Annotated in this window: 22 protein-coding genes; 5 read left to right on the top strand and 17 right to left on the bottom strand. The window is 75.8% G+C overall.

The genetic code is table 11. From position 1 onward, the window contains the following. Nucleotides 1-3: 3 nt before the first annotated feature. The 8 genes from JIG38_RS05315 to JIG38_RS05280 form a co-directional block, all read right to left on the bottom strand. Nucleotides 4-435, bottom strand: coding sequence for a VOC family protein (locus JIG38_RS05315; RefSeq protein WP_199422724.1), 432 nt, complete (start codon nt 433-435; stop codon nt 4-6). Nucleotides 436-473: 38 nt separating this feature from the next. Further along, nucleotides 474-1,529 carry a tRNA (adenosine(37)-N6)-threonylcarbamoyltransferase complex transferase subunit TsaD gene (gene tsaD / locus JIG38_RS05310; protein ID WP_199422723.1) on the bottom strand — a complete coding sequence of 352 codons (1,056 nt, stop codon included), beginning with the start codon at nt 1,527-1,529 and terminating at the stop codon, nt 474-476. Continuing rightward, the gene (rimI, locus tag JIG38_RS05305) at nt 1,522-2,064 is read right to left on the bottom strand and encodes a ribosomal protein S18-alanine N-acetyltransferase (protein WP_199422722.1); all 543 of its coding nucleotides are present in this window, start codon (nt 2,062-2,064) and stop codon (nt 1,522-1,524) included. Before rimI ends, tsaD begins: the two co-directional genes overlap by 8 nt. Continuing rightward, complete coding sequence (tsaB, locus tag JIG38_RS05300; protein ID WP_199422721.1) at nt 2,061-2,771, bottom strand: tRNA (adenosine(37)-N6)-threonylcarbamoyltransferase complex dimerization subunit type 1 TsaB; 711 nt, start codon at nt 2,769-2,771, stop codon at nt 2,061-2,063. The genes rimI and tsaB overlap by 4 nt, the downstream gene beginning before the upstream one ends. A 39-nt stretch (nt 2,772-2,810) precedes the next feature. After that, nucleotides 2,811-3,365 (bottom strand): tRNA (adenosine(37)-N6)-threonylcarbamoyltransferase complex ATPase subunit type 1 TsaE, encoded by a 555-nt coding sequence (tsaE, locus tag JIG38_RS05295; RefSeq protein ID WP_199422720.1) that lies wholly within the window; start codon nt 3,363-3,365, stop codon nt 2,811-2,813. Continuing rightward, nucleotides 3,362-4,534, bottom strand: a complete 1,173-nt coding sequence (alr, locus tag JIG38_RS05290; RefSeq protein WP_199422719.1) for an alanine racemase — start codon at nt 4,532-4,534, stop codon at nt 3,362-3,364. The genes tsaE and alr overlap by 4 nt, the downstream gene beginning before the upstream one ends. Before the next feature lie 80 nt (nt 4,535-4,614). Beyond that, a complete protein-coding gene (locus tag JIG38_RS05285) occupies nt 4,615-5,280 on the bottom strand; it encodes a nucleoside/nucleotide kinase family protein (protein ID WP_199422718.1) in 666 nt (221 codons plus the stop codon). Next, nucleotides 5,277-6,854 (bottom strand): bifunctional ADP-dependent NAD(P)H-hydrate dehydratase/NAD(P)H-hydrate epimerase, encoded by a 1,578-nt coding sequence (locus tag JIG38_RS05280; RefSeq protein WP_199422717.1) that lies wholly within the window; start codon nt 6,852-6,854, stop codon nt 5,277-5,279. The genes JIG38_RS05285 and JIG38_RS05280 overlap by 4 nt, the downstream gene beginning before the upstream one ends. Nucleotides 6,855-7,004: 150 nt before the next feature. Between JIG38_RS05280 and metH the strand changes: the two genes are divergently transcribed. Continuing rightward, a complete protein-coding gene (gene metH / locus JIG38_RS05275) occupies nt 7,005-10,676 on the top strand; it encodes a methionine synthase (protein ID WP_199422716.1) in 3,672 nt (1,223 codons plus the stop codon). A 62-nt stretch (nt 10,677-10,738) separates the two neighbouring features. Then, on the top strand, nt 10,739-11,731 hold the full coding sequence (locus JIG38_RS05270) for an LLM class F420-dependent oxidoreductase (RefSeq protein ID WP_199422715.1): 993 nt from the start codon (nt 10,739-10,741) through the stop codon (nt 11,729-11,731). A 443-nt stretch (nt 11,732-12,174) separates the two neighbouring features. On the opposite strand, the gene JIG38_RS05265 is transcribed toward JIG38_RS05270, so the two are convergent. Beyond that, entirely contained in the window at nt 12,175-12,534 is a 360-nt protein-coding gene (locus JIG38_RS05265) for a holo-ACP synthase (protein ID WP_199422714.1), read from the bottom strand. Between the two features lie 39 nt (nt 12,535-12,573). Next, nucleotides 12,574-14,436 (bottom strand): glutamine--fructose-6-phosphate transaminase (isomerizing), encoded by a 1,863-nt coding sequence (gene glmS / locus JIG38_RS05260; protein ID WP_199422713.1) that lies wholly within the window; start codon nt 14,434-14,436, stop codon nt 12,574-12,576. 107 nt (nt 14,437-14,543) lie between these two features. On the opposite strand from glmS, the gene coaA reads away from it, so the two are divergent. Next, nucleotides 14,544-15,497 carry a type I pantothenate kinase gene (coaA, locus tag JIG38_RS05255; protein WP_199422712.1) on the top strand — a complete coding sequence of 318 codons (954 nt, stop codon included), beginning with the start codon at nt 14,544-14,546 and terminating at the stop codon, nt 15,495-15,497. Nucleotides 15,498-15,531: 34 nt separating this feature from the next. Here the strand turns inward: coaA and JIG38_RS05250 are convergent, their stop codons facing one another. The 6 genes from JIG38_RS05250 to JIG38_RS05225 form a co-directional block, all read right to left on the bottom strand. Next, entirely contained in the window at nt 15,532-16,230 is a 699-nt protein-coding gene (locus JIG38_RS05250) for a DedA family protein (protein WP_307844599.1), read from the bottom strand. Between the two features lie 282 nt (nt 16,231-16,512). Then, on the bottom strand, nt 16,513-17,154 hold the full coding sequence (locus JIG38_RS05245; protein WP_199422711.1) for a peptide deformylase: 642 nt from the start codon (nt 17,152-17,154) through the stop codon (nt 16,513-16,515). After that, nucleotides 17,151-18,506, bottom strand: a complete 1,356-nt coding sequence (glmM, locus tag JIG38_RS05240; protein ID WP_199422710.1) for a phosphoglucosamine mutase — start codon at nt 18,504-18,506, stop codon at nt 17,151-17,153. The genes JIG38_RS05245 and glmM overlap by 4 nt, the downstream gene beginning before the upstream one ends. Before the next feature lie 145 nt (nt 18,507-18,651). After that, on the bottom strand, nt 18,652-19,140 hold the full coding sequence (gene rpsI / locus JIG38_RS05235) for a 30S ribosomal protein S9 (protein WP_199422709.1): 489 nt from the start codon (nt 19,138-19,140) through the stop codon (nt 18,652-18,654). Nucleotides 19,141-19,190: 50 nt separating this feature from the next. Then, the gene (gene rplM, locus JIG38_RS05230; protein ID WP_199422708.1) at nt 19,191-19,640 is read right to left on the bottom strand and encodes a 50S ribosomal protein L13; all 450 of its coding nucleotides are present in this window, start codon (nt 19,638-19,640) and stop codon (nt 19,191-19,193) included. 256 nt (nt 19,641-19,896) lie between these two features. Beyond that, entirely contained in the window at nt 19,897-20,793 is an 897-nt protein-coding gene (locus JIG38_RS05225; protein WP_199422707.1) for a LysR family transcriptional regulator ArgP, read from the bottom strand. 70 nt (nt 20,794-20,863) lie between these two features. Between JIG38_RS05225 and JIG38_RS05220 the strand changes: the two genes are divergently transcribed. Then, entirely contained in the window at nt 20,864-21,457 is a 594-nt protein-coding gene (locus JIG38_RS05220) for a LysE/ArgO family amino acid transporter (protein ID WP_307844597.1), read from the top strand. Nucleotides 21,458-21,487: 30 nt separating this feature from the next. Here JIG38_RS05220 and JIG38_RS05215 read toward each other — a convergent pair whose 3' ends face one another. Then, complete coding sequence (locus JIG38_RS05215; protein WP_199422705.1) at nt 21,488-23,176, bottom strand: ABC-F family ATP-binding cassette domain-containing protein; 1,689 nt, start codon at nt 23,174-23,176, stop codon at nt 21,488-21,490. Nucleotides 23,177-23,337: 161 nt separating this feature from the next. Between JIG38_RS05215 and JIG38_RS05210 the strand changes: the two genes are divergently transcribed. Further along, on the top strand, nt 23,338-23,841 hold the full coding sequence (locus tag JIG38_RS05210; RefSeq protein WP_233404484.1) for a DUF5709 domain-containing protein: 504 nt from the start codon (nt 23,338-23,340) through the stop codon (nt 23,839-23,841).

The raw sequence follows: 23,841 nt of genomic DNA, 5'->3' as shown, positions 1-23,841 counted from the left end.
ACGTCAGTCGAGGCAGAACTCGTTGCCCTCGACGTCCTGCATGACGAGGCAGGACTCGTTCTCCTCGTCCGCGAGCATGAGCCGCACGCGGGAGCCGCCGAGCGCCTCGAGACGCGCGCACTCCGCCGCCAGGACGGCCAGGCGCTCCTCGCCCACGAGCCCCGGGCCGACGCGGACGTCGAGGTGCACGCGGTTCTTCACGACCTTGCCCTCGGGGACGCGCTGGAAGTAGAGCCGCGGCCCCGCGCCCGTCGGGTCCACGCACGCCGCCCAGCCGGGCGTCCGGCCGGTGGCGACCTCGGCCGCGAGGTCGTCCTCGCCGTACGGGACCTGGTCGTACCCGAGCACCGCGGCCCAGAACCGCGCCACGCGCGCCGGCTCGGCGCAGTCGAACGTCACCTGGACCTGCCGCACCGCAGCCGCCGTCGTCGCCATCCGGCCAGCGTAGGAGAGGACGACGTCAGACGGTGACGTCAGACGGTGACCTGGGTGAGCGGCATCGAGGAGTCGACCGGCAGGTCGAGCGACGACGGCGCGACACCCGCCCGGAGCACCGCGGCGCCGAGCGCGGCGATCATCGCGCCGTTGTCGGTGCAGTAGCGGATCGGCGGGATGCGCAGGGTGATGCCGGCCTCGGCGCAGCGCTCGGCAGCCAGCTCGCGGAGCTGCGAGTTCGCGGAGAAGCCGCCCCCGATGACGAGCGTGTCGACCCCGTGCCGGTGGCACGCGGCGATGGTCTTGGCGGTGAGGACGTCGGCGACGGCGGCCGCGAACGAGGCGGCGACGTCGTTCAGGGGGATCTCCTCGCCCGCGTCCTGGCGCGCCTCGACCCAGCGGGCGACGGCCGTCTTGAGGCCCGAGAACGAGAAGTCGTCGGCATGCCGCGCCTGGTCCTTGGCCGCCGTGAGCCCGCGCGGGAAGCGGATCGCCGTCGGGTCGCCCTCGCGCGCGAGGCGGTCGATGTGGGGGCCGCCCGGGTAGGGCAGCCCGAGCAGCCGGCCGACCTTGTCGAACGCCTCGCCCGCGGCGTCGTCGAGCGTGTGCCCGAGCTCGGTGACGTCGGTCGCGACGTCGTCGACCAGCAGCAGCGAGGAGTGGCCGCCCGACACGACGAGGGCCATGACGCGGTCGGGGAAGCGCCCGTGCACGAGCTCGTCGACCGCCGCGTGGCCGATGACGTGGTTGACGCCGTAGAGCGGCACGCCGAGACCGACCGCGAGCGCCTTGGCCGCGGCCGCGCCCACGGTGAGGGGGCCGACGAGCCCGGGCCCGGCGGTCACGGCGATCGCGTCGACCTGGCCGAGGTCGACGTCGGCGCGCTCGAGCGCGGTGCCGAGCGTCGGCACCATCGCCTCGAGGTGGGCCCGCGAGGCGATCTCCGGGATGATCCCGCCGAACCGCGCGTGCTCGTCCATCGAGCTCGCGACGACGTCGGTGAGCAGCTCGCTGCCCTCGTCGCCCACGCGGACCAGGGCGACGCCCGTCTCGTCGCACGAGGTCTCGATGCCGAGGACGAGCGCGTCAGCCATGGGGACCAGGGTAGGTGGCCGCGGGGGCCGTCGCCGACGGCGGGGCGGGCTCCGCCGGGCCGAGCGTGAGGCCCATCGTGAAGGCGTCGACGTCCTCCGGCTGGTAGTAGCGCCGCCGCCGGCCGAGGACCTCGAAGCCCGCGCCGCGGTAGAGCGCGATGGCCGGGTCGTTGTCGACGCGCACCTCGAGCAGGAGCGCGTCGGCGCCGAGGAGGCCCGCGCGGGCGACGAGCGCGTCGAGCAGGAGCGCGCCGAGACCGCGGCGCTGGGCCGCGCGGGCCACGCCGAGCGTCATGACCGTCGCGGTGTCGCCGTCGAACCACAGCCCGGCGTACGCGACGAGCGTCGTCGGCCCGGACCCGTCCGCGGGCGCGTCGTCGACCCCGACGTACCAGCGGGCGGGGCCCGCGAGCTCCTCGGCGAGCATCGGGGCGCTCCACGCACCGGCGCCGAAGAGCTCGCGCTCGAGCTCGACGAGGCGCGGGACGTCGTCCGTCGTCAGCGGCCGGACGGCGGCCGCGGCCCGCGCGGTCATCCGGTCGCGCGCTTGCGCGCGGACGCGGGCACGACGTCGGGCCGGCGCAGGTAGAGCGGCTCCGTCGGCAGGGTCTCGCCGCGCGCGAGGCGGGCGAGCGCGAGGCGCGCGAGCACCGCGGCGTCGACGCCCGCGACGTCGGCGGTGGCGGGCGCGCCGAGGCGGTCGGCGTGGACGGCGAGGCCGGGCCCCACGACGACGGCGTCGCCGAGGGTGCCCGCGAGGTCCTCGGGGTGGAGCACGGCGGGGCCGTCGACGGTCTCGACGTCGTCGGGCTCGCGCGACGACGCCCCGGCGCCCGCCGCGGGCACGGCGCGGTAGCGCGCGGTGTACACCTCGCGGCGCCGCGCGTCGGTCACGACGACGACCTCGGCGTCGGCCGGGACGCCGGCCGCGTAGGCCTGGACCGCGAGCGCGTCCAGCGAGCACACGCCGTGCGCCGGGACGCCCAGCGCGAACGCCAGCGAGCGCGCGGTGACGAGGCCCGCGCGCAGCCCGGTGAAGGGCGCCGGTCCGGTCCCGGCGACGACACCCGTGAGCTCGCGGCGGTCGACGCCCGCGTCCGCGAGCGCGGCCACCACGAGCGGGGCGAGCAGCTCGGCGTGGCGGCGCTGCTCGGCCGCGCGGTGCTCGGCGAGGGGCCGGCCGTCGTCGGCGACGACGGCGACCGCGATGTCGGCGGAGGTGTCCAGGGCGAGGAGGGGCACGGGCCCATCCTCCCAGGCGCGGGGGCGCGCGGTGACCCGTCAGCCGGGGAGCGCGACCCCGGCCCAGCGCGGGCCGACCGCACGCAGCGTGATGGTGCGCTCGCCCGCCTCCGGGTCGCCGTCCGCGGCGTCCGCGGCGTCCGCGGCATCCGTGCCGGCCGCGCCGGCCGTGCCGGACGCGCCGTCTCCGGCGCCCGCACCGTGCGGACGCTCGAGCACGATCTCGAGGCGGTCCTCCGACAGCACCTCGGCGAGACCCTCGCCCCACTCGACGACCGTGACGGACTCGTCCAGCCCGGCGTCGAGGTCGAGCGCGTCGAGCTCCTCGAGCGAGCCGAGCCGGTACGCGTCGACGTGCACGAGCGCCGGGCCGCCGACCAGCGACGGGTGGACGCGCGCGATGATGAACGTGGGCGAGGCGACCTGCCCGCGCACCCCGAGGCCGGCCCCGATCCCCTGCGTGAGCGTCGTCTTGCCCGCGCCCAGCGGGCCCGTGAGCACCACGAGGTCGCCCGCACGCAGCACGCGTGCGAGGTCCTGGCCGAACGCGCGCGTCGCCTCCGCGTCCGCGAGCCTGATCTGCGTCGTCGTCACCGCGCGCCCTCCTGCGTCGTCGTCGTCCCCGTGTGGATGCGCGGCACGCGCGCGCCCAGGCGCGTGACGATCTCGTAGGAGATCGTGCCCGCCGCGACGGCCCAGTCCTCCGCGGTCGGCTCGCCGTCGGCGCCCGGGCCGAAGAGGACGACCGTGTCCCCCGCGACCTCGGTGGCGTCCGGCCCGAGGTCGAGCACGAACTGGTCCATGCACACCCGGCCCGCGATCCCCAGCCGGCGCGCGCCGACCTGCACCGGCCCGCCCCACCGGTCCGCGGATCCGGACGCGTGGCGCGGCACGCCGTCGGCGTAGCCGAGCGGCACGACGCCGAGCACCGTCTCCGTGGGCGTGACGTAGGCGTGCGCGTAGGAGACGCCGTGGCCCGCCGGGACGAGCTTGGCGAGCACGAGCTCGGCCTCGACCCGCATCGCGGGCGTGAGGCCGTAGTCGGCCGGGCCACCCAGGTGCGGCACGGGCGAGAGCCCGAACACGGCGAGCCCGGGCCGCACGAGGTCGTAGTGCATCGCCGGGTTGGTGAGCGTCGCCGCGGAGTTGGCCAGGTGGCGCACCTCGAGCCGCGCGCCGCGGCGCTCGGCGAGGGCGACCGCGTCGTCGAACACCGCGGCCTGCGCGAGGACGGTCGGGTGGTCCGGCGCGTCGGCCCACGCGAGGTGCGACCACAGCCCCACGACGTCGACCAGCCCCTCCGCCTGCGCCGCGAGCGCGGCGTCGAGCAGGGACTCGAGCTCGCGCGGCATGACGCCGCCGCGCCCGAGGCCCGTGTCGACCTTGACGTGCACGCGCGCCGTGACGCCGGTCGCCCGCGCGGCGTCGAGCACCTCGAGCAGCGCCCACCCGGCCGAGACGGACAGGTCGACGCGCGCGGTCAGGGCGCGGTCGAGCGGTGCGCCGGGCGCGTACAGCCACGCGAGCACGGGCGCGTCGACGCCCGCGTCGCGCAGCGCGAAGGCCTCCTCGAGCTGCGCGACGCCCAGCCACGTCGCGCCGCCCTCGAGCGCGGCCCGCGCCGACGGGACGAGACCGTGCCCGTAGGCGTCGGCCTTGACGACGGCGAGGACCTCCGCGGACCGCGCGGTGGCGCGCAGCGCGGCGACGTTGGCGCGCACCGCCGCGAGGTCGACGACGGCGCGGGCGGGGAAGGCGGTCATGCTCGGGCTGCTCGGTACGGTCGGGCTGCTCGGTACGGACGGCACGGCGCCAGTCTGGCACCCGACAGGGCCGGCGACGGTCAGGGGTGGACGACGACGTCGGCGCGCGCCCGTCCCGCCGCGACGAGCCGCGCGTTGCGCTCGTCGGGCCCGAGCACCCAGGCGCGTGCGGCGTCGGGCGCCTTGCCGAACGCCACGTGCCGCGCCACGAGGCGCTCGACCCGGACGGCGTCGTCCACCTCGACGAACCACGTCTCGTCGAGCAGGTCGGCGACCGCGCCCCAGTCGCCGTCGTCGTGCAGCAGGTAGTTGCCCTCGACGACGACGAGCGGCACGCCGGGCGGCACGGCGATCGCGCCCGCGACCGGCTCCTCGAGCGCGCGGTCGAACGCGGGCGCCCAGACCGTCCCCGCCTCGGTCCGCAGCCGCCGCAGCAGGGCGACGAAGCCGGCGGCGTCGAACGTGTCGGGCGCACCCTTGCGGTCCGCGCGCCCGAGCCGCTCGAGCGCCGCCTGCGCGAGGTGGAAGCCGTCCATCGGCACGAGCACCGCGCGCTCGCCGAGCGCGTCGACCACGGCCGCGGCGAGCGTCGACTTGCCCGCACCGGGCGCACCCGCGAGGCCCAGGAGGCGGCGCGGCCCGGCGGCCAGCGCGCGAGCGCGGGCGAGCAGCGCGGCGTCGGGCACCGGCCGTGCCTCGGCCGCCGGCGTCGCGGCGGGCGCCGCGCCCGGTCCGGCGGCGCTCACCGCAGCAGGTCCGCGACGACGCCCGGCACCGCGGCGGCGACCGCGCTCGCCGTGACCGGCCCGCCCGGGTTGGCCGCGTCGGCGGCGCGCCCGTGGACGAGTGCCGCCGCGGCCGCGAGCGCACTTACGAGCGCCGGGTCGGCCCGGACGTCGTCGGACCGTCCCGCGAGGACCGCCCCGAGGACGCCCGCGAGCACGTCGCCCGCGCCCGCGGTCGCGAGCCACGGCGGCGCGTCCGCCTGCGCGAGCACCCCGCCCGTGCCCACGACGACGGTCACGGCCCCCTTGAGCAGCACGGTCGCCCCCGTCGCCTCGTGCGCCGCGCGCGCCCAGCGCAGCGGCTCGGCCTCGACGTCGGCCCGCTCGAGCGGGGTGCCCGAGCGCGTGAGCAGCCGCGCGAGCTCGCCCGCGTGCGGCGTGAGCACGACGCGCGGGCCCAGCGGCGCGTCCCCCACGACGGCGAGCGCGCCCGCGTCGACGACGGCCGGGAGGTCGTCGTCGGCCGCCTGCCGGAGCGCGGCCCGCACCCGGCGCGCCTGCTCCTCGTCCGCCTCGTCCGCGGAGCCCGTGCCCGGGCCGAGGACCCACGCCTGCACGCGCCCCTGCCCGACGACGACCTCGGGGTGCGCGGCGACCACCGCGCGGCCCACGTCGTCGGGCCCGACGTAGCGGACCATCCCGCACCCCGCGCCCAGCGCGCCCGCGACCGTCAGCACCGCGGCACCGGGGTAGGCCGCCGTCCCCGCCACGACGCCGACGACGCCGCGCGCGTACTTGTGCGCCGCCCGCGCCGGCACGGGCCACAGCCGCGCGACGTCCGGCGCCTCGAGCGCCGACACGGCGGGCCGCGCGCCGCCGTCGGCGAGGCCGGGCGCCAGGCCGAGGTCGACGTGGTCCACGCGGCCCACGAGCAGCCGCGCGGGGGGCAGGAGCAGGCCGGGCTTCACGGCCCCGAACGTCACGGTGCGGTCCGCCGGCAGGACCGGCCCGGGCACCGTGCCGTCGTCCACGCCGATCCCGCTCGGCAGGTCGACCGCGACGACCACGGGCCGTCCGCCCACGGGCCCGTGCAGGTCGTCGGCCGTCGCGAGCAGCTCGGCGAGGAGCCCGGCGACCCGCGCGGCGGGCTCGCGCAGGGGCCCGGACGCACCGATGCCGACGAGCCCGTCCAGCACGACGTCGGCCGCGAACGCCTCGGCGAGCGCGTCGCCGAGCCACACGCGCTCGCCCGGCGCGCCCGCCTCGACCGCGACGACCCGCCCCCGCGCCGCGACGAGCGCGGCGAGCCCGCCCTCGTGCACCCGGGCCGCCGTCGTGACGGCGCAGACCCGGACGCCGTGCCGCGCGAGGAGCGCGAGCGCGTGGAGGGCGTCCCCGCCGTTGCTGCCGGGCCCGACGAGCGCGACCACGCTCGCCCCCGCGACGCGTCCCCGCGCGTGGCGCAGCTCGCTGCGCACTGCCGCGGCGAGCGCCGTCGCCGCGTGGTGCATGAGCCCGCCCGCGAAGCCCCGCTCGCGCGCGAGGAGCGGCTCCTCCGCCGCCCTGACGTCCGCGGCGTCGTACGCGTCGATCATGCTGCCGTCCTCCTCGCGCGCCCGTGCGTAGACTCGTCGCGCGCCCGGCACCAGCGCCGGCCCGCGGGCCCCGCGCACCCGGCCCGTGGGGGCCGGCCGCCGCCCGGCGCGGCGGGCGCCGCCGCACGGATCGGGGACGAGGTGAGGACCATGGCCACCAGCATGGACCGGACCGCCCGTCTCGTCGCCGAGGCCGGCCGGCGGATCCTCGTGCTCGACGGCGCGTGGGGCACCATGCTGCAGCGCGCGGAGCTCACCGAGGACGACTTCCGGTTCGAGGGTGCCGCGGAGGGCCGCAGCTACGCGGGCGACTTCGACCTGCTCCAGCTGACCCGCCCGGACGTCATCACCTCGATCCACCGCGCGTACCTCGACGCGGGCGCGGACATCACGAGCACCAACACGTTCAACGCGACGTCCATCTCCCAGGCCGACTACGGCGCCGAGCACCTGGTCACCGCGATGAACGAGGCGGCGGCCCGCCTCGCGCGCGCCGCCGCGGACGAGGCCGAGGCGCGCGACGGGCGTCCCCGCTGGGTCGCGGGCGCCGTCGGGCCGACCAACCGCACCGCGTCGCTGTCGCCCGACGTCGAGCGCCCGGGCTTCCGCAACGTGACCTTCGAGGACCTCGCGACCGCGTACGAGGAGCAGGTCGTCGCGCTCGTCCGGGGCGGCGCGGACCTCCTGCTCGTCGAGACCGTGTTCGACACCCTCAACGCCAAGGCCGCGCTGTTCGCCATCGAGGAGGCCTTCGCGGCCACGGGCGTGCGGCTGCCCGTGATGCTCTCGGGCACCATCACCGACCAGAGCGGGCGCACGCTCTCGGGCCAGACGCCCGAGGCCTTCGCGATCAGCACCGAGCACGCGGACCTCTTCTCGATCGGGCTCAACTGCGCGCTCGGCCCCGAGCCGCTGCACCCCTACCTGCGCGAGCTCGGCGAGGCGAGCACGGCGCTCGTCTCGACGCACCCGAACGCGGGGTTGCCGAACGCGTTCGGCGAGTACGAGGAGACGCCCGAGCAGATGGCCGAGGTCCTCGGCCGCTTCGCGCGCGAGGGCCTGCTCAACGTGGTGGGCGGCTGCTGCGGGACGACGCCCGAGCACATCCGGGCCTTCGCGGACGCGGTCGAGGGCGTGCCGCCGCGCGTCCCGCCCGCGCCGTCGCCGCACCTGCGCCTCTCGGGCCTCGAGCCGTTCGTGCTCACGCCCGAGACCAACTTCGTCAACGTCGGCGAGCGCACCAACATCACGGGGTCGCCGCGCTTCCAGAAGGCCGTTCTCGCGGGCGACGACGCCGCGATGGTCGCGATCGCCTCGCAGCAGGTCGCGGGCGGCGCCCAGCTGGTCGACGTCAACGTCGACGACGGCATGCTCGACGGCCCCGAGACGATGACGCGCTTCCTCAACCTGCTCGCCGTCGAGCCGGACATCGCGCGCGTGCCGGTGATGATCGACTCCTCGGACTGGACCGTGCTCGAGGCCGGCCTCCGCCGCATCCAGGGCAAGGGGGTGGTCAACTCCCTCTCGCTCAAGGACGGCGAGGAGGTCTTCCTCGAGCGCGCCCGCCGGGTGCGGCGCTACGGCGCGGCCGTCGTCGTCATGGCGTTCGACGAGCAGGGCCAGGCCGACACGCTCGAGCGGCGCACCGAGATCTGCGCGCGCGCCTACCGCCTGCTCACGCGCGACGCCGGCTTCGCCCCGCAGGACGTCGTCTTCGACCCGAACGTGCTCACCGTCGCCACCGGCATGGCCGAGCACGACGCCTACGCGCGCGACTTCATCGAGGCCGTGCGGTGGATCAAGCAGCACCTGCCCGGTGCCCTGACCAGCGGCGGCATCAGCAACGTGTCGTTCTCGTTCCGCGGCAACAACCACGTGCGCGAGGCCATGCACGCCGTGTTCCTGTCGCACGCGATCGCCGCGGGGCTCGACATGGGCATCGTCAACGCGGGCATGCTCACGGTCGAGACGGAGATCGACCCCGTGCTGCGCGAGGCCGTCGAGGACGTCGTCCTGGCCCGCCGCCCCGACGCCACCGAGCGCCTCCTCGCCCTCGCGGACACCTACAAGGAGGTCCGCAAGGACGCCCGCGAGCAGCAGGCGTGGCGCGAGCTGCCCGTCGCCGAGCGGCTCTCGCACGCCCTCATCAACGGCATCGTCGAGCACGTCGTCGAGGACGCCGAGGAGGCCTACCGCGAGCTGGGCTCGCCCCTGCAGGTCATCGAGGGCCCGCTCATGGCGGGCATGGACGTCGTCGGCGACCTGTTCGGCGCCGGGAAGATGTTCCTCCCGCAGGTCGTGAAGTCGGCGCGCGTCATGAAGGCCGCGGTCGCGCACCTCACGCCCTACCTCGAGGCCGAGAAGGCCGCGCGCGAGGCGGCCGGCGAGATCGAGGGACGCGGCAAGGGCACGGTCGTCATGGCGACGGTCAAGGGCGACGTCCACGACATCGGCAAGAACATCGTGGGCGTCGTGCTCGCGTGCAACGGCTACACCGTGCACGACCTGGGCGTCATGGTCCCGGCCGAGAAGATCCTCGCGGCCGCCGCGGAGCTCGACGCGGACGTCATCGGCGCGTCCGGGCTCATCACGCCGAGCCTGCACGAGATGGTCGCGCTCGCGGCCGAGATGAGCCGGCGGGGCCTCACGACGCCGCTGATGATCGGCGGCGCGACGACGAGCCGCGCGCACACCGCCGTGAAGATCGACCCGGCCTATCCGCGGACCGTCGTGCACGTCGCGGACGCGTCGCGCGCCGTCGGCGTGGTCGCCGACCTGCTCGCACGACCCGACGAGATCGCCGCCCGGGTCGCCGCCGAGTACGAGCAGCTGCGCGGGCGCCACCGGGAGAAGGACCACGCGATCGTCCCGCTCGAGGAGGCGCGGCGCCGCGCGACGCGGCTCGCCCCGCCGACGCCGCCCGCGCCGCGCGAGCCCGGCCGGCACGTCGTCCGGCCGGCGATCGCGGACCTCGTCGAGGTGATCGACTGGACGCCCCTGTTCACGAGCTGGGAGCTGCGCGGCAGCTACCCGAAGATCCTCGACGACCCGCGCCAGGGCGAGCAGGCGCGCTCGCTCTACGCCGACGCCCGGGCGCTGCTCGAGCGCGTCGTCGCCGAGGACCTGCTGCGCGCCGAGGGCGTCGTCGGGCTGTGGCCGGCGCGCCGGGTGGGCGACGACATCGAGGTGCACGACGTCCGGCCGCCCGCCGGGCCGGCCGAGCCGCGGGCCGTCCTGCACACCCTGCGCCAGCAGCGCGAGCGCGCGGGCGACCTCACGGCGCTCGCCGACTTCGTCGCGCCCGCCGGGGACCACGTCGGCGGGTTCGCGGTCGCGATCCACGGCGCCGAGGGGCTCGCGGCGGGGTACGAGGCGGCCGGCGACGACTACACCGCGATCCTCGTCAAGGCCGTGGCCGACCGGCTCGCCGAGGCGTTCGCCGAGTGGCTGCACCGCGAGGTCCGCACGCGCCTGTGGGGCTACGCGCCCGACGAGGCGCTGGACGTCGCCGACCTCGTCAAGGAGCGCTACCCGGGCATCCGGCCGGCGCCGGGCTACCCCGCGCAGCCCGACCACACGGAGAAGGCGACGCTCTTCGACCTGCTCGACGCGGCGGAGGTCGGCCTCGAGCTGACGTCGTCGTTCGCTATGACGCCGCCGTCCGCGGTCTCGGGGCTGTACCTCGGCCACCCCGACGCGAGGTACTTCGCGCTCGGGCGGATCGGCAGGGACCAGGTCGTCGACTACGCCGCGCGCAAGGGCTGGACCCTCGAGGAGGCCGAGCGCTGGCTCGCGCCGAACCTCGGCTACGACCCCGCCTGACGTCGTCCCGGGACCGGACGGCCCCGACGGGCGCCCCGGGTCGAATCGTTTAGGTTGGGCCCATGCGATTCGGACTCTTCATCCCCCAGGGCTGGCGCTTCGACCTCACCGGCATCGCGCCGGCCGACCAGTGGGGCGTGATGCGGGACCTCGTCCAGCACGCCGACGCCGGCACCGCCTGGGAGTCGGTCTGGGTCTACGACCACTTCCACACGACGCCGGAGCCGAGCGAGGAGGCCACGCACGAGGCCTGGACCCTCATGGCGGCGTTCGCGGCGGCGTCCTCGCGCGTGCGCCTGGGCCAGATGTGCACGTGCATGGCGTACCGCAACCCCGCGTACCTGGCCAAGGTCGCGGCCACCGTCGACGTCGTCTCGGGCGGCCGCGTCGAGATGGGCATCGGCGCGGGCTGGTACGAGCACGAGTGGCGCGCCTACGGCTACGGCTTCCCGCGCGCGGGCGAGCGCATCGCGATGCTCGACGAGGGCGTGCAGATCATGAAGCAGGCGTGGGAGACCGGCGAGGCGACCCTCGACGGGAAGCACTACCAGGTCGACGGCGCGCGGGTGTACCCGCAGCCGCTCCAGGCGGGCGGCATCCCGCTGTGGATCGCCGGCGGCGGCGAGCGCAAGACGCTGCGCATCGCGGCCCGGTACGCGCGGTACACGAACTTCGACGGCACGCCCGAGGGCTTCGCGCACAAGTCGGCGGTCCTCGAGGAGCACTGCCGCGAGGTCGGCACCGACTTCGGCGCGATCACACGCTCGGCCAACTACAACGTGGTCATCGGCCGCACGCAGGCCGACGTCGACGCGAGGCTCGACCGGCTCGAGGAGCACTACCGCGCCGCGCTGAGCCCCGAGAAGGCCGCCGAGTCCGACCGCTCGTTCCGCTCCGGGCCGCTCGTCGGCACGCCCGAGCAGGTCGTCGACCGCCTGCGCGAGCTCCAGGGCCTCGGCATGACGTACGCGATCACGTACTTCGCCGAGGCGGCGTACGACCGCTCGGGCATCGAGCTGTTCGAGTCCGAGGTCATCCCGGCCCTGGAGGCCTGAGCCCCCGGGGAGCCCTGTGCCGCCCGCGGAGCCCCGTGCCCGTTCCGCGGAGCCCCACGCCAACCGCGGAGCGCCGTGCCAACCGCGGAGCCCCGTGCCACCCGCGGAGCCCCGTGCCGGCCGGTGGAGCCGGGTGCCACGAGTGTGGAGCGGCGTGCCAAGACACGCCGGCGCGTCCCGGCACGGCGCTCCGCGGTCAGGGCGGGGCCGGCCACGGTCGCCCGGCGCCGTCGCCGCGCGGCCCGATAGGTGGAGCCCTGTGCCCCACCGCGGAGCCCGGTGCCCGTTCGCGGAGCCCCGTGCCCACCGAGGAGCCCCGTGCCACGACCGCGGAGCCTTGTGCCGGGACACTCCGGTGCGTTTCGGCACGGCGCTCCGCCCCGGGCGGACGGGGCCTCGTGGCGCGCCCGGTGCGAGGGTGTGCCGGCCCCGTTCGGCGGAGGTTACGCCGGGTCGCGCTCCGCGATCGCGACGGCCGACGCGATGCCCGCGTCGTGCGAGAGCGACAGGTGGAAGCGATCGATCCCGAGCTCCGTCGCGCGCGCCTGGACCGTGCCGGTGATCTCGACCTCGGGCGGACCGCCGAGCACCCGCCGGACCGTCGCGTCCTGCCAGCTCATGTTCCCGGGCGCGCCGAGCGCCTTCGCGATGGCCTCCTTGGCCGCGAACCGGGCCGCGAGCGACGACGCCGGCAGGTCGCGCTCGTCGGGCGTGAAGAGCTTCTCGCGCAGGCCGGGGGCGCGGTCGAGCGTCGCCATGAAGCGGGCGACGTCCACGACGTCGATCCCGACGCCGACGATCACGCCGGACGCCCCGGCTGCCCCCCGGTCACGCGCGCCGGCTCACTCGACCGTGACGGACTTCGCCAGGTTGCGCGGCTGGTCCACGTCGAGGCCCTTCGCCGTCGCGAGCTCGCACGCGAAGATCTGCAGCGGGACCACCGAGACCAGCGGCGCGAGCAGCACGGGCGTGCGCGGGACGTAGAACACCTCGTCCGCGAAGGGGAGCACGTCGGTGTCGCCCTCCTCGGCGATGACGAGGGTCCGGGCCCCGCGCGCGCGGATCTCCTGGATGTTGGAGATCACCTTGCTGTGCAGCGAGTCCCGGCCGCGCGGCGACGGCACGACGATGAAGACCGGCTGCCCGTCCTCGATGAGCGCGATGGGGCCGTGCTTGAGCTCGCCCGCCGCGAAGCCCTCGGCGTGGATGTACGCGAGCTCCTTGAGCTTGAGCGCGCCCTCCATCGCGACCGGGTAGCCGACGTGCCGCCCGAGGAACAGGACCGACGTCGCGTCCGCCATGGACCGCGCGACCTCGCGGACGTGGCCCGAGGCGTCGATGACCGTCTGGACCTTGTCCGGGATCTCGCGCAGGTCCTGGAGGATCTCGGCGATCTCGTCGGGGAACTTGGTGCCGCGCAGCTGCGCGAGGTAGAGGCCCAGCAGGTACGCCGCGGTGATCTGCGCGAGGAAGGCCTTGGTCGACGCGACCGCGACCTCGGGGCCGGCGTGCGTGTAGAGGACCGCGTCGGACTCGCGCGGGATCGTCGAGCCGTGCGTGTTGACGATCGCGAGCACGGTCGCGCCCTGCTCGCGCGCGTGGCGCACGGCCATGAGCGTGTCCATGGTCTCGCCCGACTGCGACACGGCCACGACGAGCGTCTTGGCGTTGACGACGGGGTCGCGATACCGGAACTCGTGCGCGAGCTCGACCTCGACGGGGATGCGGCACCAGTGCTCGATCGCGTACTTGGCGACCTGCCCCGCGTACGCGGCCGTGCCGCACGCGATGACGATGATCTTGTCGATCTGGCGGAGCACGGCCTCGTCGACCCGGACCTCGTCGAGCACGAGCCGGCCGGCGTCGTCGGTGCGGCCCAGGAGCGTGTCGGCGATCGCGTGGGGCTGGTCGTGGATCTCCTTGTCCATGAAGGAGGCGAAGCCGCCCTTCTCGGCGGCGGCAGCGTCCCAGTCGACCGTGAAGCGTCGCGGCTCGACCGTCGCACCCTCGAAGTCCACGACCGTCACCGCGTCGGGCGTGATCGACACGACCTGGTCCTGGCCCAGCTCCATCGCCTCGCGCGTGTGCGCGATGAACGCGGCGACGTCGGAGCCGAGGAAGTTCTCCCCCTCGCCGAGCCCGACGACGAGCGGCGAGTCGTGCCGCGTGCCGACCACGAGGTCCGGGGTGTCCCGCGCGACCGCGAGGAGCGTGAACGTCCCGTGCAGCCGGCGCGCGATGAGCCGCATCGCCTCCGCGAGGTCGCCCGTCGCGGCGTAGGCGGCGCCGAGCAGGTGCGCGACGACCTCGGTGTCCGTCTCGCTGGTCATCGTGATGCCGTCGGCCGCGAGCTCGGCCCGCAGGCTCGCGAAGTTCTCGACGATGCCGTTGTGGATGACCGCGACCGACCCGTCGGCGGAGACGTGCGGGTGGGCGTTGACGTCGTTGGGCGCGCCGTGCGTCGCCCAGCGCGTGTGGCCGATGCCGGCGGTGGCGGGCGGGAGCGGCCGCTCCTCGAGGAGCCCCTCGAGGTTGACGAGCTTGCCGGCCTTCTTCGCCGTCGCGAGCCCGGCGTCCTGGGTCACCAGGGCCACCCCCGCGGAGTCGTACCCGCGGTACTCGAGGCGCGCGAGCCCACCCATGACGACGTCGAGCGGCCGCCCGTTGGCGTGCTGCGACCCGACGTAACCCACGATTCCGCACATGGGCCCGAGTCTAGGTGCTCGCGCCGCTCGTCCCCGCGCGCCCGCACGGGCAGCGGGACGCGTCGCCCGGCTCGGCGCGCGGGCCGCGGGACGGGCAGAATGCGCGCGTGCCCGGAACCACCATCACGCCGTCGACGCCGTACGTCGAGCTGGACCGCGAGGCCTGGAGCCGCCTCTCCGCGTCGACCCCGCTCCCGCTCACCGACGCGGACGTCACGCGCCTGCGCGGTCTGGGCGACCCGATCGACCTCGCCGAGGTGGACGCCGTCTACCGGCCGATGTCGCGGCTCCTGGCCCTCTACGTCAACGCGACGACGGCGCTGCACGCCGCGTCGACCACGTTCCTGCGCGAGGCCCCGGCGCGCACGCCCTTCGTCATCGGCGTGGCGGGCTCGGTCGCGGTGGGCAAGTCGACGACGGCGCGCGTCCTGCGCGAGCTCATGGCCCGCTGGCCCGAGACGCCGCACGTCGAGCTCGTGACCACCGACGGCTTCCTGCACCCCAACAGCGAGCTCGAGCGCCGCGGCCTCATGGAGCGCAAGGGCTTCCCCGAGTCCTACGACCGGCGCGCGCTGCTGCGGTTCGTCGCGGCCGTCAAGGCGGGCCGGCCCGAGGTCCGCGCACCCGTCTACTCCCACCTGTCCTACGACATCGTCCCGGGCGAGCACGTCGTCGTGCGCCGCCCGGACGTGCTCATCGTCGAGGGCCTCAACGTCCTGCAGCCCGCGCGCGCGACCGCGGCGGGCGGCACGAGCATCGCGGTGAGCGACTTCTTCGACTTCTCGATCTACGTCGACGCGCGGACGAGCGACGTGCGGCAGTGGTACGTCGACCGCTTCCTGCGCCTGCGCCAGACGGCGTTCGCGCGGCCCGAGTCGTTCTTCCACCGCTTCGCGTCGCTCACGGACGAGGAGGCGGTCGCGCGCGCGGAGCAGATCTGGGACTCGATCAACGCGCCGAACCTCGAGCAGAACATCCTGCCGACGCGCGGGCGCGCGACGCTGGTGCTGCGCAAGGGCGCCGACCACTCGGTCGAGCGCGTGCGGCTGCGCAAGCTCTGACCCGCGCGCCCGCGGGCGTGGCCCCGGTGCGGCGTCAGGCGTGCTCGCCCGAGGTCACGGCGACGGCGGCGGGCTCGGCCGGCTGGTCGTCGTCCCCTCCGTCGTCGACGGCGGCACGACGCTCAGGTCGCCCCAGGCGCCGCCGGACGAACCACGAGATGACGGGGTCGATGATGAGGCCGAGCAGCAGGCCGCCGACGACGCCGACGGCGACCGCCACGAGCGTGTGCTCCTTGAGCCACACGCCGGCGCCGATCCCGAGCAGCACGGAGTAGATGGACCAGGTCACCGCGGCGATCGCCGCGAGCGCGGTGAACCGCAGGCGCGAGAAGCCGACCGCCCCGGCCGTCATGTTGACCGCGACGCGGCCGATCGGCACGTAGCGCGCCGCGATGATGAAGGCGGCGCCGCGCTCCGCGAGCGCCTTGTCGGCCCACGTCAGCGCCTGCTGCGCGCGGCGCCCGCGCATGATCCTCAGGTCCCGCACGGGGACGCGTCTGCCGATCGAGTAGGCGATCTGGTCGCCCGTGAACGCCCCCGCCGCCGCGACCGCGCCGAGCACCCAGAAGTTCGGGTGCCCCGAGGCCATCGAGGTCGCCGCGAGCGCGATGACGACCGACTCGCTCGGGATCGGGGGGAAGAAGCCGTCGATCGTCGCGAAGCAGTAGAGGGCGACGAAGACCCACGGTGTCGCCGCCATCGCGACGACCCACTCCTCGAGGCCTTCCAGCACGTCATCAGCTCCTGCGGGTCTGGGTGCGGCGCCTGGGGGGACGCCCGTGGTCAACGGTAGGGCCCGACGCGGCGCGAGGACATGGGGTGATCCCCCCACCGGACCCCGGGGCGACCCTGAGACCGGCCGCCGAGCACGCGCGTCGCACCGAGCATCGCCGACCGCGTCCCGCCGCGCGTCCCCCGAGCGGATGAGGTCGGTGCGCCGGGCGCGGGGACGACGTCCGCCTTCCGGCTGACCCGCGCGGGGCCCCGGCCCCGGCACCGTCCGGTGCGGACGGGCTCAGGCGAGCGGGAAGCCGAGGGCGGCGGCGGCGCGGTCGGGCGTGAGGTCGGCCGACCACCGCAGCGCCTCGGTCGGGGAGACGAGCGACCGCATCTCGGCGACGTCGACGTACAGCCGCCCCGCGAGGTGGTCCGTCTCGTGCTGGACGATGCGCGCGGGCCAGCCGGTGAGCACCTCGTCGACCGGGCGTCCGTGCTCGTCGAGCGCCGTCAGCCGCACCGTGCGCCACCGGGCGACGACGGCCTGCCAGCCGTGCACGCTGAGGCAGCCCTCGTAGAACGAGACCCGCTCGGTGCCGACGGGCTCGTACGCGGGGTTCACCAGCACGCGGAAGGGCACGGGCGTGCGCTCGCGCACCCGCGCGCTGTCAGGGTCGGCCTCCCACTGGTCCTCGACCACGGCGATCGCGACGGGCAGCCCCACCTGGGTCGCAGCGAGCCCCACCCCGGGCGCCGCGTGCATCGTCGTGCGCATCGCCTCGACGAGCCGCGGCAGGAGCGCGCCGTCGAGCTCGCCCGCGTAGGGTGCGGCCACCCCGCGGAGGACCGGGTCCCCGGCCTGGACGATGGGCAGCGGCAGCGGCCCGTCGAGCAGGCGCTGGACCTGCTCGCGCAGGGAGCCGCCGTCGGGCGCCGTCACAGCGCCAGACGCTCCCGCACGACGTCGGCCAGGCGGTGCGCCACGCGGTCGGCGTGGTCCTGCTCGGCGGCCTCGACCATGACCCGGACGACCGGCTCCGTGCCCGACGGGCGCAGGAGCACCCGGCCCGACCGGCCCAGCTCGTCCTCGACCGAGCGGACCGCCGCGAGGACGCCCTCGTCGGAGCCCGCGCGGGTGCGGTCGACGCCGCTGACGTTGACGAGGACCTGCGGCAGGCGCCGCACGGAGGACGCGAGGTCCGCCAGGGTGCGGCCGGTGGCGGCGACGCGTGCCGCGAGGTGGAGCGCGGTGAGCGTCCCGTCCCCCGTCGTCGCGTGCGCGGCCATGATGAGGTGCCCGGACTGCTCGCCGCCCAGCGAGTACCCGCCGCGCCGCATCTCCTCGAGCACGTAGCGGTCGCCGACGCCCGTCTGCACCGTCGTGATGCCCGCCTCGGTCATCGCGAGCTGGAGGCCGAGGTTGCTCATCACCGTGATGACGAGCGTGTCCTGCGCGAGCTCGCCACGCTCCTTCAGCGCGACGGCGAGGATGCCCATGATCTGGTCGCCGTCGACGAGCCGCCCCTCGTGGTCGACGGCGAGGCAGCGGTCCGCGTCGCCGTCGAACGCGACGCCGAGGTCGGCGCCCGCGGCCACGACGGCCGCCTGCAGCTGCTCGGGGTGCGTCGAGCCGCACTTCTCGTTGATGTTGCGCCCGTCGGGCGACGCGTTGATGACGACGACGTCGGCTCCCGCCGCGCGCAGCGCGGCCGGCCCGACCTCGCTCGCGGCGCCGTTGGCGCAGTCGACCGCGATGCGCAGCCCGGCGAGCGACTCCTCGCCGCCCGGGAGGGTCGCGACGAGGTGGTCGACGTACCGCGTGCCCGAGACGCCGTCCATGCTGATCCGGCCGACGGCGGCGCCCGTGGGCCGCTCCCAGTCCTCGCGCATGCGGCGCTCGATCGCGTCCTCGACGTCGTCGGGCAGCTTCTGGCCGCCGCGCGCGAAGAACTTGATCCCGTTGTCGGGCATCGGGTTGTGCGACGCCGAGAGCATGACGCCCAGGTCGACGCCGAGCTCGCCGGTGAGGTGCGCGACGCCGGGCGTCGGCAGCACGCCGACGTTGAGCACGTCGACGCCGGCGCTCGCGAGGCCCGCGGCGACGGCGGCCGAGAGGAACTCGCCCGACGCGCGCGGGTCACGGCCGATCACGGCCCGGGGGCGGTGCCCCTCGAAGGCCCCCGTGGAGCCGAGCACGTGCGCCGCAGCGACCGACACGTCGAGCGCGAGCTCCGCCGTGACGTCACGGTTGGCGACCCCGCGCACACCGTCGGTACCGAACAACCGACCCATCAGACCTCCTCGTCGCACCGACTGTCCCACACGCCCCCGCCGACCACCTGCACCGCGCCGCAGCGGCGGCGCGAGGGGCCCGACCTGCCCCGTCACGACCGACGGCCCCGATGGAGACCATCGGGGCCGTCGGTGGAACGGTCTGTCAGCGCTTGGAGTACTGGGGCGCCTTGCGCGCCTTCTTGAGGCCCGCCTTCTTGCGCTCGACGACCCGCGCGTCGCGCGTCAGGTAGCCGGCCTTCTTCAGCGCGGGGCGGTTGTGCTCCGCGTCGATCTCGTTGAGGGCCCGGGCGATGCCGAGACGCAGCGCGCCGGCCTGGCCGGAGACGCCGCCGCCGACGATCCGCGCGACGACGTCGAAGCGACCCTCGACGTCGACGAGCTTGAGCGGGCTGTTGACGAGCTGCTGGTGGACCTTGTTCGGGAAGTAGTCCTCGAGCGTGCGCCCGTTGATCTTCCACTGGCCGGTGCCGGGGACGAGGCGCACGCGCGCGACGGCCTCCTTGCGGCGGCCGAGGGCCTGGCCGGGAGCCGTGAGGCTCTGGCCGCGGCCGGTCGGCGCGGCGGTCTCGGAGGTGTAGCTGCTGGGCGTCTCGTCGCCCTCGAGCTCGATGTCGACGGTGGTGTCGGCCACGGGTGCGTCCTCGGTTCTGTGTGTTCTACGTCTGTGCGTCGACAGCCGGCTCAGGCCTGCTGCGCGACCTGGGTGATGTCGAAGGGCTTCGGCTGCTGCGCCGCGTGCGGGTGCTCGGGGCCGGCGTAGACCTTCAGCTTGCTCAGCTGCGCCCGGGACAGCGACGTCTTGGGGAGCATGCCGCGCACGGCCTTCTCGATGACCCGCTCGGGCTTCTTCTCGAGCAGCTCGCCGATCGCGGTCGCCCGCAGACCGCCCGGGTAGCCCGAGTGACGGTAGGCGAGCTTCTGCTCGCGCTTGTTGCCGGTCAGGGCGACCTTCTCGGCGTTGATGACGATGACGAAGTCACCGCCGTCGACGTGCGGCGCGAACGTGGCCTTGTGCTTCCCGCGGAGCAGGACGGCGACCTGGCTGGCCAGGCGGCCGAGGACGACGTCGTTCGCGTCGATGACGTGCCAGGTCCGCTCGACGTCGCCGGGCTTCGGGGTGTACGTGCGCACGGTCGTAGCCTTCGTTTCCTGTAGCTGAATGAGGTGCATCGCGCTCCCGCGGTGAGCCGGAGCGGCGATGGTGGTCGTCGTCGTCCACGGCTGCCCGACGGGCTCCCGACCGGTCCTGGACCGGTCGACTCCTCGTGCGGGCACGCCACACGGGACGCACAACGACGTCCCAGAGTACCCGTCGTGCGCCGCACGGGCAAAACTGCCCCCGGGGTGGGCTCCGTCACCCCGCCGCGCCGGTCGTGCGTCCGACCGATCATGCCCCGCCGGGGTGGAGCAGCGTCGCCGCGGCGCGCCGGACGCGCTCGGTGAGGTCGGCGAGCGCGGGCGCGTCGAGCCGCCAGTGCTGCCAGTGCAGCGGGACGTCGAGGTGCCGTCCCGGGACCAGCTCGACGAGCTCCCCCGACGCCAGGTCGTCGCGCGCCGCGACGTCGGGGACCATGCCCCAGCCGAGGCCCGCCCGGACGACGGCGAGGAAGGCGGCGTTGGACGGCACCAGGTGCTCGGGCGGGCTGGGGCGGCGTCCGGTCACCTCGCGCAGGAACCGCGCCTGCAGCGCGTCCTTGCGGTTGAAGGACACGAGCGGCGCGTCCGCGAGCCGCTCGGCGACGGCGACGTCGGTCCCGCCGAGCCGCGCGTCGACGAAGCGGGGCGCGGCGACGGCGAGGTAGCGCATCGCGCCGAGCGGGACGGAGCGGCAGCCCTGCACCGCGCGCCCGTCGGCGGTGACGGCCGCCATGACCTCGCCGTCGCGCAGGAGCCCGGCCGAGTGGTCCTGGTCCTCGCGCCGGAGGTCGAGGACGACGCCGTCGGGCAGGCCCGCGAGCGCCGCCGGGAACCACGTGGACAGGGAGTCGGCGTTGACGGCCACGGCGAGCGTCAGGGTGCCCGAGCCCGCCGGCTCGACCGCGCGCAGCGCCTCCTTCTCGAGCAGGGCCATCTGCCCGGCGAGCCGGACGAGCACCTGACCGGCCGCGGTCGGGCGGCACGGGCGCGAGCGCCGTACGAGCACCTGGCCGCTGCGCTGCTCGAGCGCCTTGACCCGCTGGCTCACCGCCGACGGCGTCACGTGCAGGGACCGCGCCGCGGCCTCGAAGGTGCCGCGCTCCACGACGGCGGCGAGCGCGGCGAGTTGCGCGGGGTCGAGTCTCATGAAGCGATGCTAAGGGTCGGTGAGGAACCTGCGCTGTGCTTCATCGCCCGCCGCGCCTACCGTCGTCCCCGTGACCGCACTCACCGGCCTGCTCACCGGCCTCTCCCTCATCGTGGCGATCGGCGCCCAGAACGCGTTCGTGCTGCGCCAGGGCATCCGTCGCGAGCACGTCCTCACGGTCGTGGCGGTGTGCGCCCTCGCCGACGCGCTCCTCGTCGGCGCGGGCGTCGCGGGGCTCGGCCTGCTCGTCGCGGAGAACCCGGTGCTCCTCGGCGTGGCCCGCTGGGGCGGCGCCGCGTTCCTGCTCGTCCTCAGCGTCCAGGCCGCCCTGCGTGCCCGCCGCCCCGAGCGCCTCGACCCCGCGACGGCCGCGCCCGCCGGCCACCGCGGCGTCCTGCTCACGACGCTCGCCCTGACCTTCCTCAACCCGCACGTCTACCTCGACACCGTGGTGCTCCTGGGCTCGATCGCGAACCAGCACGGCCCGGACGGGCGCTGGCTGTTCGCCGCGGGCGCCGCCGGGGGCAGCGTCCTGTGGTTCACGACGCTCGGCTTCGGTGCGCGCGGCCTGCGCCCGCTCTTCGCCCGCCCGCGCGCCTGGCAGGTGCTCGACGTGCTCGTCGCGGTCGTCATGGTCGCGGTCGCCGTCGGCCTGCTCCTCTGACGCCCTCGCGGCCCGCCGCGAGGCCGACGCTCAGCGGGCGCGCTGCACGCGACCGGCGTCCCAGACCGCCTCGGGCGTCTCGACGACCTCGCCGTCCGCGCCGAAGACGAGGAACCGGTCGAACCCGCGCGCGAACCACCGGTCGTGCGTCACGGCGACGACCGTCCCCTCGAACGCCGCCAGACCGCGCTCGAGCGCCTCGGCCGAGTGCAGGTCGAGGTTGTCGGTCGGCTCGTCGAGCAGCAGCAGGGTCGCGCCGCCGAGCTCGAGCAGCAGGATCTGGAAGCGCGCCTGCTGGCCGCCCGAGAGCGTGCCGTACCGCTGCTCGGCCGCGGCGACGAGCTCGTACCGGTCGAGGGCCTTGCTCGCCGGCTCGCGCCCCATCCCGGCCCGGCCGCCCTCGCCGCGGTGCAGGATCTCGAGCAGCGTGCGGTCGGCGAGCTCGGGGTGGAGGTCGGTCTGCGCGAACCAGCCCGGCCGCACGCGCGAGCCGAGCACGACGCGCCCGGTGTGGGCCACCGGCGCGGGCAGGGGAGCGCCGTCCTGCACGGGCGCGTGCTCGCGGTCCGGGTCCGTCCCGCCGGCGGCCAGCAGCCGCAGGAAGTGGGACTTGCCGGACCCGTTGGAGCCGAGGACGGCGACGCGCTCGCCGAACCACAGCTCGACGTCGAAGGGCTTCATGAGGCCCGTGAGCTCGAGCCGCTCGGCGACGACGGCGCGCTTGGCGGTCCGGCCGCCGACGAGGCGGACGCGCACGTCCTGGTCGCGCGCCAGCAGGGGCGGGGGCCCGGCGTCGTCGAACTTGCGCAGGCGCGTCTGCGCCGCCTGGTACCGCGAGGCGAGGCCGTCGTTGAACGCGGCCTTGGTCCGGAGCGTGTGCACGAGCTCGCGCAGCTTGCTGCGCTCCTCCTCCCAGCGCCGCGTGAGCTCCTCGGCGCGCGCGACGCGCTCGGCGCGCGCCTCGCCGAAGGTCGCGAAGCCGCCGCCGTGCACCCAGACCGTCGAGCCCGCGACCGACGGCTCGAGGCTCGCGACGAGCGTCGCGGTCCGCGCGAGCAGCTCGCGGTCGTGGCTGACGAACAGCACGGTCTTGCCCGACGCCGCGAGCGACGCCTCGAGCCAGCGCTTGGTCGGCACGTCGAGGTAGTTGTCGGGCTCGTCGAGCAGCAGGACCTCGTCCGGTCCGCGCAGCAGCGCCTCGAGGACGAGCCGCTTCTGCTCGCCGCCCGAGAGCGTGCGCACCTCGCGGTGCTGCGCGCGGTCGAACGGCAGCGAGAGGACGGCGTCCGTCACGCGGTCCCAGCCCACCTCGGCGTCGTACCCGCCGACGTCGGCCCAGTCGGCGAGCGCCTGCGCGTAGCGCATCTGCGAGGGGGTGTCGTCGACCTCCATCATCGCGAGCTCGGCGGCGGTGAGCTCGGCGGCCGCGTCGCGCACGGCGGCGGGCGCGAGCGACGCGAGCAGGTCGCGCACCGAGCGGTCGTCGTCGATGCGGCCCACGTGCTGACGCATGACGCCGAGGCCGCCACTCCGGGCGACGGTGCCCGCGTGCGGCGCCTCGTCGCCGGCGGCGATGCGCAGGAGCGTGGTCTTGCCGGCGCCGTTGGGCCCGACCAGAGCGACCCGCGCGCCCTCCCCGACGCGCAGATCGACGCCGGCCAGCAGCGGCCGGCCGTCCGGGAGCACGTAGCCGATGTCGCTGAGGTCGAGGTGTCCCATGGCCCCAGTGTCCCGCCACCGGGCGGGTGGGCCCGCACGCTTTCCCCTGCGCCCCCCTGCGCCCCCTGCCGGCGCCGTCGACCGGAGGCCCCGGTCCTCGGTGCCGGGACGTCCCCGGCGTGCGGATGCGCCTGCCCGGACCGGGTGGGACGGTGGGGCCCATGAGCACGTACGGAGACACCAGCGCCACCACGCCAGACCCGGAGTCGGCGGCCGAGGGCGACACCAACCAGCTCCAGCAGGACGACACGCTGCTCGACCGCGGCGTCGACAGCGTCCTCGACGAGGGCTACTCCCCGCCCGAGCGGCAGCCCCAGCACCACCGCCTCGAGACCGAGCTCGAGCAGCTCGAGGGCGAGAGCCTGGACGAGCGCCTCGCGCAGGAGGAGCCCGACGTCTGGGAGACGCAGGACGAGCCGGCGCGCACGGGTGGCGACGAGCCGGACCGCGCGGGCCGCCTGGCCGCGGCGGAGACGGAGGCGTCCGGCGCGCCCGCGGAGAGCGTGGTCGCGCACGACGTCGGCATCGCCGGCAGCGCCGCGACGGCGGAGGAGGCGGCCGTCCACGTCGTCGACGAGGACGCGGCCGACGGCACCGGCCTCGACGACGACGGCGTCCCGCCCGCGGGCCCGGTCACGGTCGAGCACATCGACGGGGACCGCTGA

Source organism: Actinotalea solisilvae, from assembly GCF_016464425.1.
In the GTDB taxonomy this organism is placed as follows: Bacteria; Actinomycetota; Actinomycetes; order Actinomycetales; family Cellulomonadaceae; genus Actinotalea; species Actinotalea solisilvae.
The sequence above is the reverse complement of the archived record's forward strand: the minus strand, read 5'-3'. Positions and strand labels throughout refer to the sequence as shown.